At 70.3% G+C, this 14,162-nt stretch carries 13 protein-coding genes; 5 read left to right on the forward strand and 8 right to left on the reverse strand.

Translation table 11 applies throughout. The features are described 5' to 3' along the window. The 5 genes from gyrB to rpsT all read right to left on the reverse strand — a co-directional run bounded on the left by gyrB (position 1) and on the right by rpsT (position 7,307). On the reverse strand, positions 1 to 2,424 hold the full coding sequence (gyrB, locus tag BM333_RS00805; protein WP_092306301.1) for a DNA topoisomerase (ATP-hydrolyzing) subunit B: 2,424 nt from the start codon (positions 2,422 to 2,424) through the stop codon (positions 1 to 3). Positions 2,425 to 2,599: 175 nt separating this feature from the next. After that, entirely contained in the window at positions 2,600 to 3,724 is a 1,125-nt protein-coding gene (gene recF, locus BM333_RS00810) for a DNA replication/repair protein RecF (RefSeq protein ID WP_092306303.1), read from the reverse strand. A 113-nt stretch (positions 3,725 to 3,837) separates the two neighbouring features. Further along, complete coding sequence (gene dnaN, locus BM333_RS00815) at positions 3,838 to 4,956, reverse strand: DNA polymerase III subunit beta (protein ID WP_092306305.1); 1,119 nt, start codon at positions 4,954 to 4,956, stop codon at positions 3,838 to 3,840. A 198-nt stretch (positions 4,957 to 5,154) separates the two neighbouring features. Further along, positions 5,155 to 6,567 carry a chromosomal replication initiator protein DnaA gene (gene dnaA, locus BM333_RS00820; RefSeq protein WP_245777098.1) on the reverse strand — a complete coding sequence of 471 codons (1,413 nt, stop codon included), beginning with the start codon at positions 6,565 to 6,567 and terminating at the stop codon, positions 5,155 to 5,157. A 470-nt stretch (positions 6,568 to 7,037) separates the two neighbouring features. Then, on the reverse strand, positions 7,038 to 7,307 hold the full coding sequence (gene rpsT / locus BM333_RS00825) for a 30S ribosomal protein S20 (protein WP_092306308.1): 270 nt from the start codon (positions 7,305 to 7,307) through the stop codon (positions 7,038 to 7,040). Positions 7,308 to 7,474: 167 nt separating this feature from the next. Between rpsT and BM333_RS00830 the strand changes: the two genes are divergently transcribed. The 5 genes from BM333_RS00830 to BM333_RS00850 all read left to right on the forward strand — a co-directional run bounded on the left by BM333_RS00830 (position 7,475) and on the right by BM333_RS00850 (position 11,849). Further along, positions 7,475 to 8,044: an SRPBCC family protein gene (locus BM333_RS00830; protein WP_092306310.1), complete on the forward strand. Its 570-nt coding sequence runs from the start codon at positions 7,475 to 7,477 to the stop codon at positions 8,042 to 8,044. A 28-nt stretch (positions 8,045 to 8,072) separates the two neighbouring features. Then, entirely contained in the window at positions 8,073 to 9,245 is a 1,173-nt protein-coding gene (locus tag BM333_RS00835) for a zinc-dependent alcohol dehydrogenase (protein ID WP_092306312.1), read from the forward strand. Between the two features lie 38 nt (positions 9,246 to 9,283). Continuing rightward, positions 9,284 to 9,484: a hypothetical protein gene (locus BM333_RS00840; protein WP_092306314.1), complete on the forward strand. Its 201-nt coding sequence runs from the start codon at positions 9,284 to 9,286 to the stop codon at positions 9,482 to 9,484. Between the two features lie 2 nt (positions 9,485 to 9,486). Then, the gene (locus BM333_RS00845; protein ID WP_092306316.1) at positions 9,487 to 9,705 is read left to right on the forward strand and encodes a hypothetical protein; all 219 of its coding nucleotides are present in this window, start codon (positions 9,487 to 9,489) and stop codon (positions 9,703 to 9,705) included. Positions 9,706 to 9,767: 62 nt separating this feature from the next. Continuing rightward, positions 9,768 to 11,849, forward strand: a complete 2,082-nt coding sequence (locus BM333_RS00850; protein WP_092306318.1) for a glycoside hydrolase family 65 protein — start codon at positions 9,768 to 9,770, stop codon at positions 11,847 to 11,849. Here the strand turns inward: BM333_RS00850 and BM333_RS00855 are convergent. The 3 genes from BM333_RS00855 to mutM form a co-directional block, all read right to left on the reverse strand. After that, the gene (locus BM333_RS00855; RefSeq protein WP_092306320.1) at positions 11,836 to 12,624 is read right to left on the reverse strand and encodes an enoyl-CoA hydratase-related protein; all 789 of its coding nucleotides are present in this window, start codon (positions 12,622 to 12,624) and stop codon (positions 11,836 to 11,838) included. The genes BM333_RS00850 and BM333_RS00855 overlap by 14 nt on opposite strands. 41 nt (positions 12,625 to 12,665) lie before the next feature. Beyond that, positions 12,666 to 13,205 carry a DUF1697 domain-containing protein gene (locus tag BM333_RS00860; RefSeq protein ID WP_177221769.1) on the reverse strand — a complete coding sequence of 180 codons (540 nt, stop codon included), beginning with the start codon at positions 13,203 to 13,205 and terminating at the stop codon, positions 12,666 to 12,668. Between the two features lie 81 nt (positions 13,206 to 13,286). Continuing rightward, entirely contained in the window at positions 13,287 to 14,150 is an 864-nt protein-coding gene (mutM, locus tag BM333_RS00865) for a bifunctional DNA-formamidopyrimidine glycosylase/DNA-(apurinic or apyrimidinic site) lyase (protein WP_092306324.1), read from the reverse strand. Between the last annotated feature and the right edge of the window lie 12 nt (positions 14,151 to 14,162).

Here is a 14,162-nt window from a genome sequence, read left to right on the forward strand (position 1 = left end):
TCAGGCGTCGACGGCGGCGTCGAGCGCGTTCTCCTGGATGAACTCGCGACGCGGCTCGACCACGTCGCCCATCAGCTTGGCGAACAGGTCGGCGGCCTCGTCCTCGTGCTCGACCTCGACGCGGAGCAGGGTGCGGGCGTTGGCGTCGAGCGTGGTCTCCCACAGCTGCTCGGGGTTCATCTCGCCCAGACCCTTGTAGCGCTGGATGGCGATGCCCTTTTTGCCGGCGTCCAGGACGGCGTCGAGCAGGTCGAGCGGGCCGCGGATCGTCACGACCTTGTCCTTGCGACGGAACAGCGCCGGCTTGTCGAACAGGCCCTCGAAGGCGGCGGCGCGTTCGGCCAGGCGGCGGGCGTCGAGCGAGCGGATCAGCGGCTCCTCGAGCACGACCTTCTCGGTCACCGCGCGGCGCACGCGCTCGAAGGCCACCGCGCCCTGGGCGCCGGGGCCGCCGGACCAGGGTCCGTCCCCTTCCTCGGCGTAGAGGTCGAAGCGGGCGGCGGCGCGGCCGGGCGCGGTCGGATCGGCGTCCTCGTCGAACAGGCCGGCCAGCGCCGACTGCTCGATGGCGAAGGCGGGCGCACGCTGCGACAGACGGTCGACGCCAGCGCGGAAGGCCTTGGCCTCGCGCACCAGGCTCTGCAGGTCCAGGCCGGCGCGCTGCTCGCCGTCGGCCAGTTCCAGGGTCGCCTCGGCCGAGCCTTCCTCGATGAGGTAGGCGTCCATCTCGGCCTGGTCCTTGATGTAGCGGTGCTGCTTGCCCTTGGAGACCTTGTAGAGCGGCGGCTGGGCGATGAAGACGTGGCCGCGCTCGATCAGCTCCGGCATCTGCCGGAAGAAGAAGGTCAGCAGCAGGGTCCGGATGTGGGCGCCGTCGACGTCGGCGTCGGCCATCAGGATGATCTTGTGATAGCGCAGCTTGTCGATGTTGAAGTCGTCGCGGCCGATGCCGGTGCCCAGCGCCAGGATCAGGGTGCCGATGGTCTCTGACGACAGCATGCGGTCGAAGCGGACGCGCTCGACGTTGAGGATCTTGCCGCGCAGCGGCAGCACCGCCTGATTTTCGCGATTGCGGGCCTGCTTGGCCGAGCCGCCGGCCGAGTCACCCTCGACGATGAACAGTTCGGACTTGGCGGGATCGCGCTCCTGACAGTCGGCCAGCTTGCCGGGCAGGGAGCTGATCTCCATGGCGGTCTTGCGCCGGGTCAGCTCGCGCGCCTTGCGCGCGGCCTCGCGGGCGGCGGCGGCCTCGACGATCTTGGCGACGATCTGCTTCGCCTCGGTCGGGTGCTCCTCGAACCAGGTCGACAGGCCCTCCGAGCACAGCCCCTCGACAGCGGGCCGGACCTCGGAGGAGACCAGCTTGTCCTTGGTCTGCGAGCTGAACTTGGGGTCGGGCACCTTGACCGAGAGGACGCAGGTCAGGCCCTCGCGGGCGTCCTCGCCCGAGACCGAGACCTTCTCCTTGCGGGCCGCGCCCGCGGCGTCGATGTAGCTGCCCATCACCCGGGTAAGCGCCGCACGGAACGCCGACAGATGCGTGCCCCCATCCCGCTGCGGGATGTTGTTGGTGAAGCACAGCATGGTCTCGTGGTAGCTGTCGTTCCACCACAGGGCGAGATCGAGCTCGATGCCCTCCTTCTTGCCGCGGATGACGATGACGTCCTTGAGCAGCGGAGACTTGGACTTGTCGAGGTGGCGCACGAAGGCCTCGACCCCGCCCTCGTAGTGCAGGATCTCCTCGAACGGCTCGGCCCCGCGGTGGTCGGCCAGCTTGATGACCACGCCGGAGTTGAGGAAGGCCAGCTCGCGCAGGCGGTGCTCGAGCGTCTTCAGGTCGAAATCGATGTGCGAGAAGGTGGTGACCGAGGGATAGAAGGTGACCTCGGTGCCGGTCAGCGGCTGGCCGGTGTCCTCACGGATCGGGGCGTCGCCGGTGACCCGCAGGCTCTCGACCGTGTCGCCGCGCTCGAAGCGCATCTCGTGGCGCTTGCCCTTGCGGTAGATGACCAGCTTCAGCCAGTCGGACAGGGCGTTGACCACCGAGACGCCGACGCCGTGCAGGCCGCCGGAGACCTTGTAGGAATTCTGGTCGAACTTACCGCCGGCGTGCAGCTGGGTCATGATGACCTCGGCCGCCGAGACGCCCTCGCCCTCGTGGATGTCGGTCGGGATGCCGCGGCCGTTGTCGGTGACGGTGACCGAGCCGTCCTCGTTGAGGATGACCTGGACCAGGTCGGCGTGGCCGGCCAAGGCCTCGTCGATGGCGTTGTCGACCACCTCGTAGACCATGTGGTGCAGGCCCGAACCGTCGTCGGTGTCGCCGATGTACATGCCCGGGCGCTTGCGCACCGCGTCGAGGCCCTTGAGCACCTTGATCGAGTCGGCGCCGTATTCCGGCGAGGGGATGGTCTGGTCGGTCATCAATTCGGTCGGTGAGACGGCCCGCGACGGGGCCCGGAAAGGCGGTTCTGGGACCGCCTCGGAAGGACGGCGGGAAAGGCGCGAATCCGGTCCGCGCCGATGCCCGCAAGATATAGGAATTCGGGCGGGAATTGCGAGGAAAAGCGGGGCTTCCCGAGGTCGCGGAAGCCGCGGCTCAGCCGAACCGCCCGGCCTCCACCCGGACGAACTGGGCGCGCCCCTCCAGACCCTCGAAAAGCGCCCGTTCGGTGCCGGTGAGGAAGGCCTGAAGACCCAGCGCCTCGATCTCGTCGAACAGGGCGGCGCGGCGGGCGGCGTCGAGGTGGGCGGGGGCCTCGTCGAGGAGGAGGATCGGGGCGGCCGGCTGGCCGGCGAGGCGGGTCAGCTGGGCGAGGATGAGGTTGAGCACCAGGGCCTTCTGCTCGCCCGAGGAGCCCTCGGCGGCGGGGCGGTTCTTCTCGCGGTGCAGGGCGGTGAGGTCGGAGCGGTGCGGCCCGAACAGGGAACGGCCGGCGGCGGCGTCACGGGCGCGCGCGGCGCGCAGGCCCTCGCGCAGGCGGGCGGCGATGGCGTCGGCGTCGGCGCCTTCGGCCGCCATCCGCTCGGCCTCGCCGGTCAGGCCGAGGTCGGCCTGGGGGAAGGGCCGGTCCCCGCGCGCGTCGATGGCGGTCTGCAGCGTCGCCAGCGCCGAGGCCCGGGCGGTCGCGGCGGCGGCGCCGGACTCGGCCAGCCGGATTTCCAGAGCGTCGAGCCACAGGGGGTCGGCCTCGCGCCCCTCGGCGCCGTCGACCAGCAGACGCAGGCGTTCCTTCAGGGCCTTCTCGTAGGTCGTCACCGAGGCGGCGTGGTCGGGATCGGCGGCGAAGACCAGCCGGTCGAAGAACTTCAGCCGGGCGGCGCGGGCGTCGGAGAACAGGCGGTCCTGCTCGGGCGTGGCCCAGACCGGGCGCAGGTGGTCGAGCAGCCGACCGGGCGGCGCGGTCTCGCCGTCGATGCGCACGATGCGGCGGGCCCCGCCGGGGGACAGGACCCCGGTGCCGAGCCGGGTCTCGTGCTGGCCGTCGTCGAGCACGGCGGCGACCGCCCAGGCCCGGCCCGTCGTCTCGCCCGGCTCGCGCCGGCCCATCTCGGGCGCGGAGGCGCCGCGCAGGCCCTTGCCCGGCGTGAACAGGCTGAGCGCCTCCAGCACATTGGTCTTGCCCGCCCCGTTCGGCCCGTGAAGCACCACCGACGCCGCCTCGATGGACAGGGTCGCCGCCGCGTAGGAGCGGAAGTCGGTGAGGGCGAGGGAGCTGATCACGAGGTGGTCGGTGATTGGTGGTTGGTGGCTGGTGGCGAACGCGTCATCGCCGCCGTCCGATCAGGTACGGCGGCGATCCAGCAATCACCAATCACCAGCCACCAATCACCGCACTACACCCGCAGCGGCATCAGCACGTACTGAACGCCCGGGTCGCCCGGATCGAGCACCAGCGTCGGCGAGGCCGGGTCGGCGAACTTGAACATGGCGGTCTCGCCGGTGATCTGGCCGGCGACGTCGAGCAGGTAGCGGGCGTTGAAGCCGATCTCGAAGGGCTCGTCGGAATAGCCGATCTCGACCTCCTCGACCCCCTGCCCGGCCTCCATGTTGCGCACCGTCAGGGTCACGCGGTCCAGCTCGAAGGCCAGCTTCACCGAGCGGCTCTTCTCGGCCGAGATGGTGGCGACGCGGTCGACGGCCGAGGCGAAGACGGCGTTGTCGATGTCGGCCTGCTTGTCGTTGCCCTTGGGGATGACGCGCATGTAGTCGGGGAAGGCGCCGTCGATGACCTTGGAGGTCAGGCTGGCCTGGCCGAACTCGAAGCGGATCTTCTGCGGGCTGACCATGATCTCGACCGGGCCGGAGCCGTCGTCGAGCAGGCGGCGGACCTGGTCGACCGTCTTGCGCGGCACGATGACGCCGGGACCGCCAGCGGCGCCTTCGGGCGCCGGGGTCTCGGCAAGGGCCAGGCGGTGGCCGTCGGTGGCCACGGCGCGCAGCAGCGGAATGCCGGCCTCGGCCACGGTGTGGAGGTAGAGGCCGTTCAGATAGTAGCGGGTCTCCTCCGTCGAGACGGCGAAGCGGGTCTTGTCGATCAGCCGGGCCAGATCTTCCTTGGCCAGGGTAAAGCGGGTCCCCGAGGTGTCGGTCGACATCACCGGGAAGTCGCCGGCCGGCAACACCGGCAGGTTGAACTTCGAACGCCCAGCCTGGACCACCAGGCGCGGATCGTCGCCGGAGTAGCTGAGCGAGACCTCGGCGCCGTCGGGCAGCTTGCGGACGATCTCGTACAGGGTGTGGGCCGGGGCGGTGATCTGGCCCTCGACGTTCACCTGGGCCTCGGCCTCGTCGACCATCTCCATGTCGAGGTCGGTGGCGGCGAAGGACAGGCGGTCGCGCCCGGCGCTCAGCAGCACGTTCGACAGGATCGGGATGGTGTTGCGCCGTTCCACCACGCTCTGGACGTGCCCGAGGGCCTTCAGGAGCGCGGAACGTTCGATGGTCAGCTGCATGTGGTGGTCTCGCCCCGTGGAGCGACTCAGAGGCCGCCCCGCACACTATGGGCCAGCGACACTAGCGGATTGGCCGTGCGGGGCAAGGAAGGGGCTGGGGTCCAGGCGCCGCGGGCTAGGGACGCTGTCCCACGAGATGTGGATAATCCCGACCACCACGCGCAAGGGCCCCTGATCCCCAGCCCTGGAATCCGGACCCTATCCCCTGAGCTTGCGCGTCAGCGCCTCGACGTCGCGGGCGATCTGGTCGTCCTGGGCCATCAGCTCCTCGATCTTGCGCACGCCGTGCAGGACCGTGGTGTGATCGCGCCCGCCGAAGCGGCGGCCGATGTCGGGATAGGAGCGCGTCGTATGCTGCTTGCACAGATACATGGCGATCTGGCGCGGGCGGGCCACCGAGCGGGTGCGGCGCTCGCTGAGCAGATCGGCCTGCTTCAGGGTGAAATGCTCGGCGACGGTCTTCTGGATCTCGTCGACGGTGATGCGGCGCTCGGGGCCGCCGCGCAGGGCGGAGCCGAGCAGGGCCTGGGTCTCGTCGAGGCCGAGAGTGGACAGGCGCGCGCCGGCGACGGCCGCGAGGGTGTTCACCGCGCCCTCGAGCTCGCGCATCGAGCCGGGGGTGCGGTCGACGAGGTGCTCGAGCACCTCGGCCCGAACCTCGCCGGAGACGACGCCGAGGCGGGCGAGGGCCTCGATGCGGTTGCGGGCCACGGCCAGCTTGAGGCTGCGATCGGCCGGCTCGACCGGGCAGGTCAGGCCCGACGCCAGGTGGCTGCGCAGGCGCGGCTCGACCTCGGTCAGGGCCATCGGCGGCTTGTCGGCCGAGAGCACGATCTTCTTGCCGTCCTCGATCAGGGCCGTGAGGGTCGAGAGCAGCTCTTCCTGGGTCGAGGCCTTGCCGCCGACGAACTGGACGTCGTCGATGAGCAGCATGTCGGCGCCGCGCAGGCTGTCCTTGAAGGCCGCGGTGGAACGGTCCTGCATGGCCCGCACGAAGGTCGACAGGAAGCGCTCGGCGGTCAGGTAGACCACCTTGGCGTCCGGCCGCAGGCGCTGCGCCTCCCAGGCGATGGCGTTGAGCAGGTGGGTCTTGCCGTAGCCGTAGGGGCCGCAGAAGAAGATCGGGTTGAAGTGGCCGTCGGCCCAGGCCGCGGCCTGGCGGGCGATGGCGAGGGCGAAGGCGTTGCCCTGGCCTTCCACGAAGCTGTCGAAGGTCAGTCGTTCCTGCAGGCCGGCGGCGCGCACCGCGCGGGCGCCGTCGGCGACCGGGGCCACCGTGGCCATGGGCATGGAGACGACATTGCCGGAATGGGCCGGAGCGCGGCCGGCGGCCACCTGGGAGGCGGGCGGGGTCGAGCCCATCTCGGCGCGGCAGCGGACGTCCAGCCGGCGGTTGAGGCCGTCGAGGCCGAGCCACAGCTCGTTCATGCGGCGCAGGGCGTTCTTGCGCACCCAGTCGCGGGCGTAGGCGGTCGGGGTGACCAGGATGAGCTGCCCGGAGCCGTCCACCCGCACGGCCGACGGCGCGATGTAGGAGCTGAACGCCCCCTCGCCGATCTCGCCGCGCAGACGTCCCGCCGCCTCGGTCCAGATGCGATCCGGATCCGTCATGCCCGCCATCCTCGCGCCCCCCATCATCGGTCAGCCCACCCGCTTGAAATCCATCACCGGACGCTCTTCGAGACGCCCTGACGCAGGGACGACTTCTCCTGTCGGGTGCGGCGCAGGCCGCCCCGGTCGGGGTCGTTCTCTCGATCAGACATCTCACGCCGCCGCGAAACCAGGTCCCGCGCCGTCTTCATCCGTGTGGGGATGGAAGTGCGTCAGACCTCAAACTTACGCCGGGCGAGGGGGGCGTCAACGCTGATTCGCGAGTCGATTCGAAGTTAAAATTGTTGACTCCGCTAAAGGCCGTGACGGCCTCGAAAAATCGGGTTTTCGCCACAGGGGCGAGCACCGATAGGCCCTGTGAAGGTTAGCGGCGCGCATGCAAACGGCGAGGGAGCCGAAGCGCCCTCGCCGTTGAAATCACTCGAAAATCCCATGACGGAACAGTGAAGCTCCGTCCGGTAGCCGACAGATCAGGCGGCCGACATCTTCTTCAGCTGGGCGGCCAGGCGGGACACCTTCCGCGAGCCGGTGTTCTTGTGAACCACGCCCTTCGAAACAGCCCGCATCAGCTCGGACTGGGCCTCGACGAAAGCCGTCTTCGCAGCGCCCGCGTCGCCGCCGGCGACGGCTTCCTGGAACTTGCGCAGGAAGGTGCGCACGCGGGTGCGGCGCGCCTTGTTGACTTCGGTCCGGGCGGCGATCTTGCGGATCGCCTTCTTGGCGCCGGGGTTGTTGGCCATCGGGTAAACCTATCGAACGGAAAACGCCGCGGAACACCGTCCACGGCGCGGAAAATCTCAAGAGCGCGCGGCTATAGCGGAAAGCCCCGACCGGTTCAAGGCGAGTCTGGCGGCGGCGCGGAACGATCGCCGTGGCCCGGGGTTGGCTTCTACCGAAAGGAGCCGACATGTCCGAACAACCCCTGTCGACCGACGCCGACGTCGCCTCGCCCGCCTTCCTCGACCAGGATCGGGTGGAGGGTGAGTTCGACGCCGCCAGCATCCGCGCCGCCATGATCAACCGGCCGCGGCGCGAGCTGTACGACTTCTGGCGCGACGTCCGGAACCTGCCGCTGTTCATGGAGAACGTGAAGTCGGTGGAGCTGCTGGAGGACGACCGCTCCAGCTGGCTGGTGGCCGGCCCGGCGGGCAGCGAGATCGAGCTGGTCAGCGAGATCACCGAGGACCGGCCCGGCGAGTACATCGCCTGGCGATCGCTGGAGGAGAGCGACATCGATCACGAGGGCTGGATCGAGTTCCGCGACAATCCCTTCGGGCGCGGCACCGAGGTGCGCGTGTTCATCAGCTACGACCCGCCCGCCGGCGCGCTCGGCAAGGTGGTCGCCAAGGTCATGCAGCGCGAACCGCGGGTGCAGGCCCGCCGCGAGCTGCGCCGCTTCAAGCAGCTGATGGAGACCGGCGAGGTCTCGACCTCCCGCGCCCCCGACGCGGCGCCGCGCGCCGACCGCCACCCCTGAGCCCCCTCCCCGAACGAAAGAGCCCCTCATGCGCGCCCTCGCCTGGCACGGAAAACACAACATCCAGGTCGACACCGTCCCGGATCCGCAGATCATCAATCCCCGCGACGCCATCATCAGGATCACCGCCACCGCCATCTGCGGCTCGGACCTGCACCTCTACGACAGCGTCATCCCCGGCATGTCGAACGGCGACGTCCTCGGCCACGAGTTCATGGGCGTGGTCGAGGAGGTGGGCCCGCGCTCGACCCTGAAGCGCGGCCAGAAGGTGGTGGTCCCCTTCACCATCTCCTGCGGCTCGTGCTTCTTCTGCGGCAAGCAGCAGTACTCGGCTTGCGACAATTCGAATCCCGCCGACAAGTCGGACGCCTCCGAGATCGCCTACGGCTATCCGATGGCTGGCATCTACGGCTATTCGCACCTGACCGGGGGCTATGCCGGAGGCCAGGCCGAGTACGCCCGCGTCCCCTATTCCGACGTCGGCCCGATCGTCATCCCGGACGGCATCGAGGACGAGAAGGTGCTGTTCCTGTCGGACATCTTCCCGACAGGCTGGATGGCGGCGGAGAACGCCGGGATCGAGCCGGGCGACACGGTGGCGATCTGGGGCTGCGGGCCGGTCGGCCTGTTCGCCATCAAGAGCGCCCTGCTGATGGGCGCGGGACGGGTCATCGCCATCGACCACCATCCTCGCCGTCTGGAGCTGGCGAAGAAGAACGGCGCCGAGGTGCTGAACTATCATGAGGTCAAGGTGCGCGAGGCCCTGACCGAGATGACCGCCGGCATCGGTCCGGACGCCTGCATCGATGCGGTCGGCATGGAGGCGCACGGCTTCGCGCCCGACAACATCATCGACGCGGTCAAGCAGGAGACGAAGCTGGGCACCGACCGCCAGCACGTGCTGCGCGAGACCATCATGGCCTGCCGCAAGGGCGGGCGGGTGTCGGTGCCGGGGGTCTACGGCGGCATCGGCGACAAGCTGCCGATCGGCGCCTTCATGCAGAAGGGGCTGACCCTCAAGACCGGCCAGACGCACGTGCAGAAATATCTGCCGCAGCTGCTGCAGATGATCCTCGAGGGCAAGGTCGACACCACCGACCTGATCAGCCACCGGCTGCCGCTGGAGCAGGGCCCCGAGGCCTACCGCAACTTCCACTCCAGCCAGAACGAATGGACCAAGGTGGTCCTGAAACCGCACTGACGGCGCGGCCGTTCTCCCTACAGCGAAAGGACCCTGCCATGACCGACAAGCCGCAGACCGACATCAGCCAGAACGACCGCCCGCCGGACCCGACCGACGCCGCCACCGGCGGTTCGGCCGGCCACCGGCGACCGGACCAGGGCGGAGCCCCTCCCGGCAAGGCCGAGCCGCAGCCCGCCACCGGCGGCGAGGGCGCGGCCGGCGCCGGCGGGCCCGGCGGCTTCGGGACGGGAGACTGAGCATGCGCATCTATCGCGTGACCGTGGGCCGCGAGGGCGGCGAAAGCCGCGTCCTCAAGGTGCCTTCCAAGACCGACGTGCAGGCCGCCGACGCGGCCGCGCCGCTGATGGCCGAGGGCGAGAGCGTCCTCGCCATCCACGAGACCGACGACGCCTATCAGGAGGTCAGCGAAGGCGCCCGCCCGCCGGGGACGCAGACGCATCCGGACCGGATCGTCTGAGCCGGCGCCCCGGGGGCGGCCGGGCCTGCAACGCGGGTTGATCGCCCGCGTTGTCTGAGCCGATGGACCCGCACCTTCCGATCAGTCCGCCGCCGGCGCGCGGCCCCCGCGGGGCTGACCTGCCGGCCTATGTCTCCAACGGCCTGGTCGGCCTGCGCGTGCGCGAGAACCCGTGGCAGGCGGGGATGTGCATCGTCTCCGGCTTCGCCGGCGAGCATCACGAGACGCGCGTCGAGGCTGCGGCGGCCGGGCCCTACCCTCTCGGCGGCGACATCGCCCTCGACGGCCTGTGGGCGTCCGACCAGCCGCAGGCGGTGGAGCCGCTGGAGCAGGCCTACGATTTCGCCACCGGCGAGCTGACCAGCCGGCTCGCCGTGCGCATCAGGGAAAGGCGGGCCGAGGTGGAGATCGTCACCTTCGCCAGCCGCACCCACCCGACCGTCGTCTGCCAGCAGGTGACGGTGGAGGTGGACGCCGCCTGCGACCTGATGGTGCGGTCGCGGCTCGACGTCGACGGCCTGCGCGGACGGATGCTGGAGCGGCGGCTGGATACGCCCGGGGAGACGGAGCCGGTCTGCGACGGCTCGATCCTGTGGGAGTCCGAGGGCGCGCTGGGCCGGCTGGGCCTGGCGATGACGACCTCCGTGGGCCACGAGGCGAAGCGGACGCAGGAGCCGTGGGACCAGCTGGGGCCGCTGTCGACCACGTGGACGCAGCGGGCGGCCAAGGGTCGTCCGTTGCGCTTTCATGTCCTGACCAGCCTGGTCCCGGACGTCATGCACCATCAGCCGCACCGCCAGGCCGTCCGCATGGTCGCCATGGCCGGAGAGCTGGGCCTTGACGAGCTGAGGCGCCGGAACCGCGCGGTCTGGCGCGACCTCTGGCGGGGTCGCATCCGCCTGGTGGGCGCCGAGCCGAAATGGCAGGCCATGGCCGACGCCGCCTTCTTCTATCTGAACAGCTCGGTGCACAGTTCGTCGCCGTCCTCGACGTCCATCTACGGTCTCGCGACCTGGCGGGACCACCACTACTATTTCGGACATGTGATGTGGGACGTGGACGCGTTCGCGATTCCGCCTCTCGCGTTGATGCAGCCGGACGCCGCGCGGGCGATGCTGGAGTACCGATTCCGCGGCCTGCCCGCCGCGCGCCGAAACGCCCAGCTGCTCGGGCGGCTGGGCGTCCAGTTCCCGTGGGAGGCGGGGCCGCTGGCCGGCGAGGAGGCGGCGCCCGGCGGCGCGAGCGCGGCGGCGCGCGAGGACCACATCAATCTTCACGTCGCCCGCGCCTTCGCCTGGTATGCCGACGTGACCGGCGACGTCCGCTTCCTCCGGGAGCGGGCCTGGCCCGTCGTGTCGGGCGTGGCCGACTGGTTCGTCGACCGGGTCGACCGCGGACGGGCGGGTTACGACCTTCGCGGGGGCGGCGGGCCGGCTGAGCGCAAGGACACTGACGACAACGACGCCATGACCCTGATGGCGGCGCGGATCCTGCTTGAACGGGCCGCGCGACTGGCGGAGGCCATGGACCTGCCCCCTCCGGACAGCTGGCGCACCGTAGCGAAAGGGCTGCATCTGCCGATGCGGGCGGACGGCGTGATCGCCTCGCACGACGGTTACCGGTCGTCGGAAGAGAAGGGGGCGACGCCCTCGCCGCTGATGGGGTTCTTCCCGTTCTGGGCCGACGTCGACGAGGACACCAGGCGCCGGACCCTGGCCTTCTACCTCGGGCTATGGAGAGACTACGTCGGATCCCCCATGCTTCCGGCGTTGTACGGCGCCTGGGCCGCCTGGGCCGGGGATCGCGACCTGTCGCTGAAGCTGCTCGACGAGGGCTATGGCCTCTACCAGTACGGCCGCTTCCAGCAGACGCTCGAGTACCGCCTCGATCTCCCGTCGGAAGGCGTCGCCACGGGGCCGTTCTTCGCCAACATGGGCGGCTTCGTCACCGGCCTGCTGTTCGGCCTTCCCGGGCTGAAGGTGACCGACGCCGACCCGGAGCAGTGGCCGTCGCGGCCGGTGGTGCTGCCGGCCGGCTGGGAGGCCATCGAGTGCGACCGCCTGTGGGTGCGCGGCCGCCCCTGCCGCCTGCGGGCGCGGCAGGGCGCGGAACGGGCGGAGCTGATGTTCGCTACCGCCCCCTGAACGCCGGCTTCCGCTTCTCCACGAAGGCGCTCATGCCTTCCTTCTGGTCCTCGAAGGCGAAGAGGCTGTGGAACAGGCGGCGTTCGAACTGGACGCCCTGGGTCAGGGTGGTCTCCAGCGCGGCGTTGACCATCTCCTTGTTGGCCATGACCGCCAGCGGGCTCTGGGCGGCGATCCTCGCGGCGATGGCGCGGGCCTCGTCGAGCAGGATCTCGTGGGGGAAGACGCGGGAGACCAGGCCGGCGCGTTCGGCCTCGGCGGCGTCCATCATGCGGGCGGTCAGCATCATGTCCATGGCCTTGGACTTGCCGACGAGGCGGGTCAGGCGCTGCGAGCCGCCGATGCCGGGGGCGACGCCGAGGTTGATCTCGGGCTGGCCGAACTTCGCCTTCTCCGACGCGACGATGAAGTCGCACAGCATGGCCAGTTCGCAGCCGCCGCCGAGGGCGAAGCCGTTGACCGCGGCGATGATCGGCTTGCGGAAGCGGGTGATGCGGTCGTGGCCGAGCGAGAAGAAGTTGGCCTTGTACATGTCGGCGTAGGACTGGTCGGCCATCTCCTTGATGTCGGCGCCGGCGGCGAAGGCCTTGTCGCCCGAGCCGGTCAGGACCAGGCAGCGCACGCTGTCGTCGTGCTCGACCGCGTCGAGGAAGTCGGCGAGGTCCTGGAAGAGAGCGGTGTTGAGCGCGTTCAGCGCCTCGGGCCGGTTCAGGGTGACGACCGCATAGCCGTCGGCGTGGCGTTCGATCAGCAGGTTCGCATAGGTGTCGGCCATGGGGCGGGTCTCCTCGTCAGGCGGCCTGCATAGCGAGCCGGTCAGCGGGACGGAAGGCCGACCATATCCGCCAGCCTGAGCACCGTGTTCCAGTTGCGGCCGGTGCCGACGCCGATCAGGCGCGGCTGGGCCTTCTCCGCCAGCTTCGAACGGCCGATCCCCTCGGGATGCCAGAAGAACAGGGCGCCGTCGGCCGGTTCGACGCGCTCGCCGGGGCCGGAGAAGGCGCGCAGGGCATCGAGGACGCCGGGCCGGATCCCGTCCTTCATGAGCATGACCAGCAGCTTGGAGGGCGCGGCCTTCGCCTCGTCCGGGAAGGGGTTGGCGGCGATCAGGCCCGCCCACTGCTCCGGCGTGCGGACGACGGCGGCGAGGGTCAGGCCGAAGCGTCTCTCCATGGCGGCCTCGACCTCCGCCTCCAGGGACCGGGGATCGCGGTCGCTGTCGACGACGAGGTTGCCGCTGGCCAGCAGGGTGCGCGGGTTCGCCAGCCCCATCTCCACGGCCATGGCGCGCTGCTCCGCGACCGGGGCGCGGACGCCGCCGGTGTTCATGCCGCGGAAGAGGATGATGCGGTGCATGGGAGTGGCTGGTGGCTGGTGGCTGGTGGCCATCAGACGGCATGTCGGCGGCGGCGCCAATCACCAATCACCCGTCACCCGTCACCGCTTCTGGCATGACGGGCACCAGAAGGTGGAGCGGCCAGCCTGCACCGTGCGTCTGACCACGCCGGAGCAGCCGTCGCCGGCGCAGGGCTTGCCCTCGCGGCCGTAGACGTCGAAGCGGTGCTGGAAATAGCCCTGTCCGCCCTCGGCGTTGGCGAAGTCCCGCAGGGTCGAGCCGCCGGCGGCGATGGCGTCGTTCAGCACGTTGCGGACCTCGGCGGCGAGGGTCTCGAGCCGCGGCCGGGAGACCTTGCCCGCGGCCGTGAGCGGCGAGACGCGGGCGCGGAACAGGGCCTCGCAGACGTAGATGTTGCCCAGGCCGGCGACGATGCGCTGGTCCAGCAGGCTGACCTTGACGTTCTGCTTCTTGCCGCGGAACGCCTCGGCCAGATGAGCCCCGGAGAAGGCGTTGCCCAGCGGCTCGGGGCCAAGGCCGGCGAACCACGGGTGGGTCTCGACGGCCTCGGTCGGGATCAGGCCCATGAAGCCGAAGCGGCGGGCGTCGGCGAACCCCACCCGCGTCGCGCGGCCGTCGCGGACGGCGCACAGGCTGAGGTGTTCGTGCTTTCCCGTTGCGGGCGCCGTCTCCTCGAACTCCCCGATCTGGTCGCCGTCCAGCGTGAAACGCCCGGTCATGCCGAGGTGGGTCACCCAGGTCTCGCCGGTCGACAGGGGCATGAGCAGGTATTTGGCGCGGCGCTCGAGGCGCTCGACCGTCGCCCCTTCCAGCCGCTCGCGGAAGCGCTCGGGGAAGGGAAAGCGGAGGTCCGGCCGGTTCTGCCGCACCCGGGTCAGGCGTGCGCCCTCCAGCACCGGCTCCAGGCCGCGGCGGACGGTTTCGACTTCGGGCAGTTCAGGCATGAGAGGCGCTGG

It is taken from the genome of Brevundimonas viscosa, assembly GCF_900116065.1.
GTDB lineage: Bacteria > Pseudomonadota > Alphaproteobacteria > Caulobacterales > Caulobacteraceae > Brevundimonas > Brevundimonas viscosa.

Coding starts and splice junctions, on each gene's coding strand:
- dnaN (WP_092306305.1), bottom strand. CDS start 4,956: ATGCAGCTGACCATCGAACGTTCCGCGCTCCTGAAGGCCCTCGGGCAC.
- gyrB (WP_092306301.1), bottom strand. CDS start 2,424: ATGACCGACCAGACCATCCCCTCGCCGGAATACGGCGCCGACTCGATC.
- BM333_RS00855 (WP_092306320.1), bottom strand. CDS start 12,624: ATGGCCGACACCTATGCGAACCTGCTGATCGAACGCCACGCCGACGGC.
- BM333_RS00840 (WP_092306314.1), top strand. CDS start 9,284: ATGACCGACAAGCCGCAGACCGACATCAGCCAGAACGACCGCCCGCCG.
- BM333_RS00845 (WP_092306316.1), top strand. CDS start 9,487: ATGCGCATCTATCGCGTGACCGTGGGCCGCGAGGGCGGCGAAAGCCGC.
- BM333_RS00835 (WP_092306312.1), top strand. CDS start 8,073: ATGCGCGCCCTCGCCTGGCACGGAAAACACAACATCCAGGTCGACACC.
- BM333_RS00850 (WP_092306318.1), top strand. CDS start 9,768: ATGGACCCGCACCTTCCGATCAGTCCGCCGCCGGCGCGCGGCCCCCGC.
- BM333_RS00830 (WP_092306310.1), top strand. CDS start 7,475: ATGTCCGAACAACCCCTGTCGACCGACGCCGACGTCGCCTCGCCCGCC.
- mutM (WP_092306324.1), bottom strand. CDS start 14,150: ATGCCTGAACTGCCCGAAGTCGAAACCGTCCGCCGCGGCCTGGAGCCG.
- rpsT (WP_092306308.1), bottom strand. CDS start 7,307: ATGGCCAACAACCCCGGCGCCAAGAAGGCGATCCGCAAGATCGCCGCC.
- BM333_RS00860 (WP_177221769.1), bottom strand. CDS start 13,205: ATGCACCGCATCATCCTCTTCCGCGGCATGAACACCGGCGGCGTCCGC.
- dnaA (WP_245777098.1), bottom strand. CDS start 6,567: ATGACGGATCCGGATCGCATCTGGACCGAGGCGGCGGGACGTCTGCGC.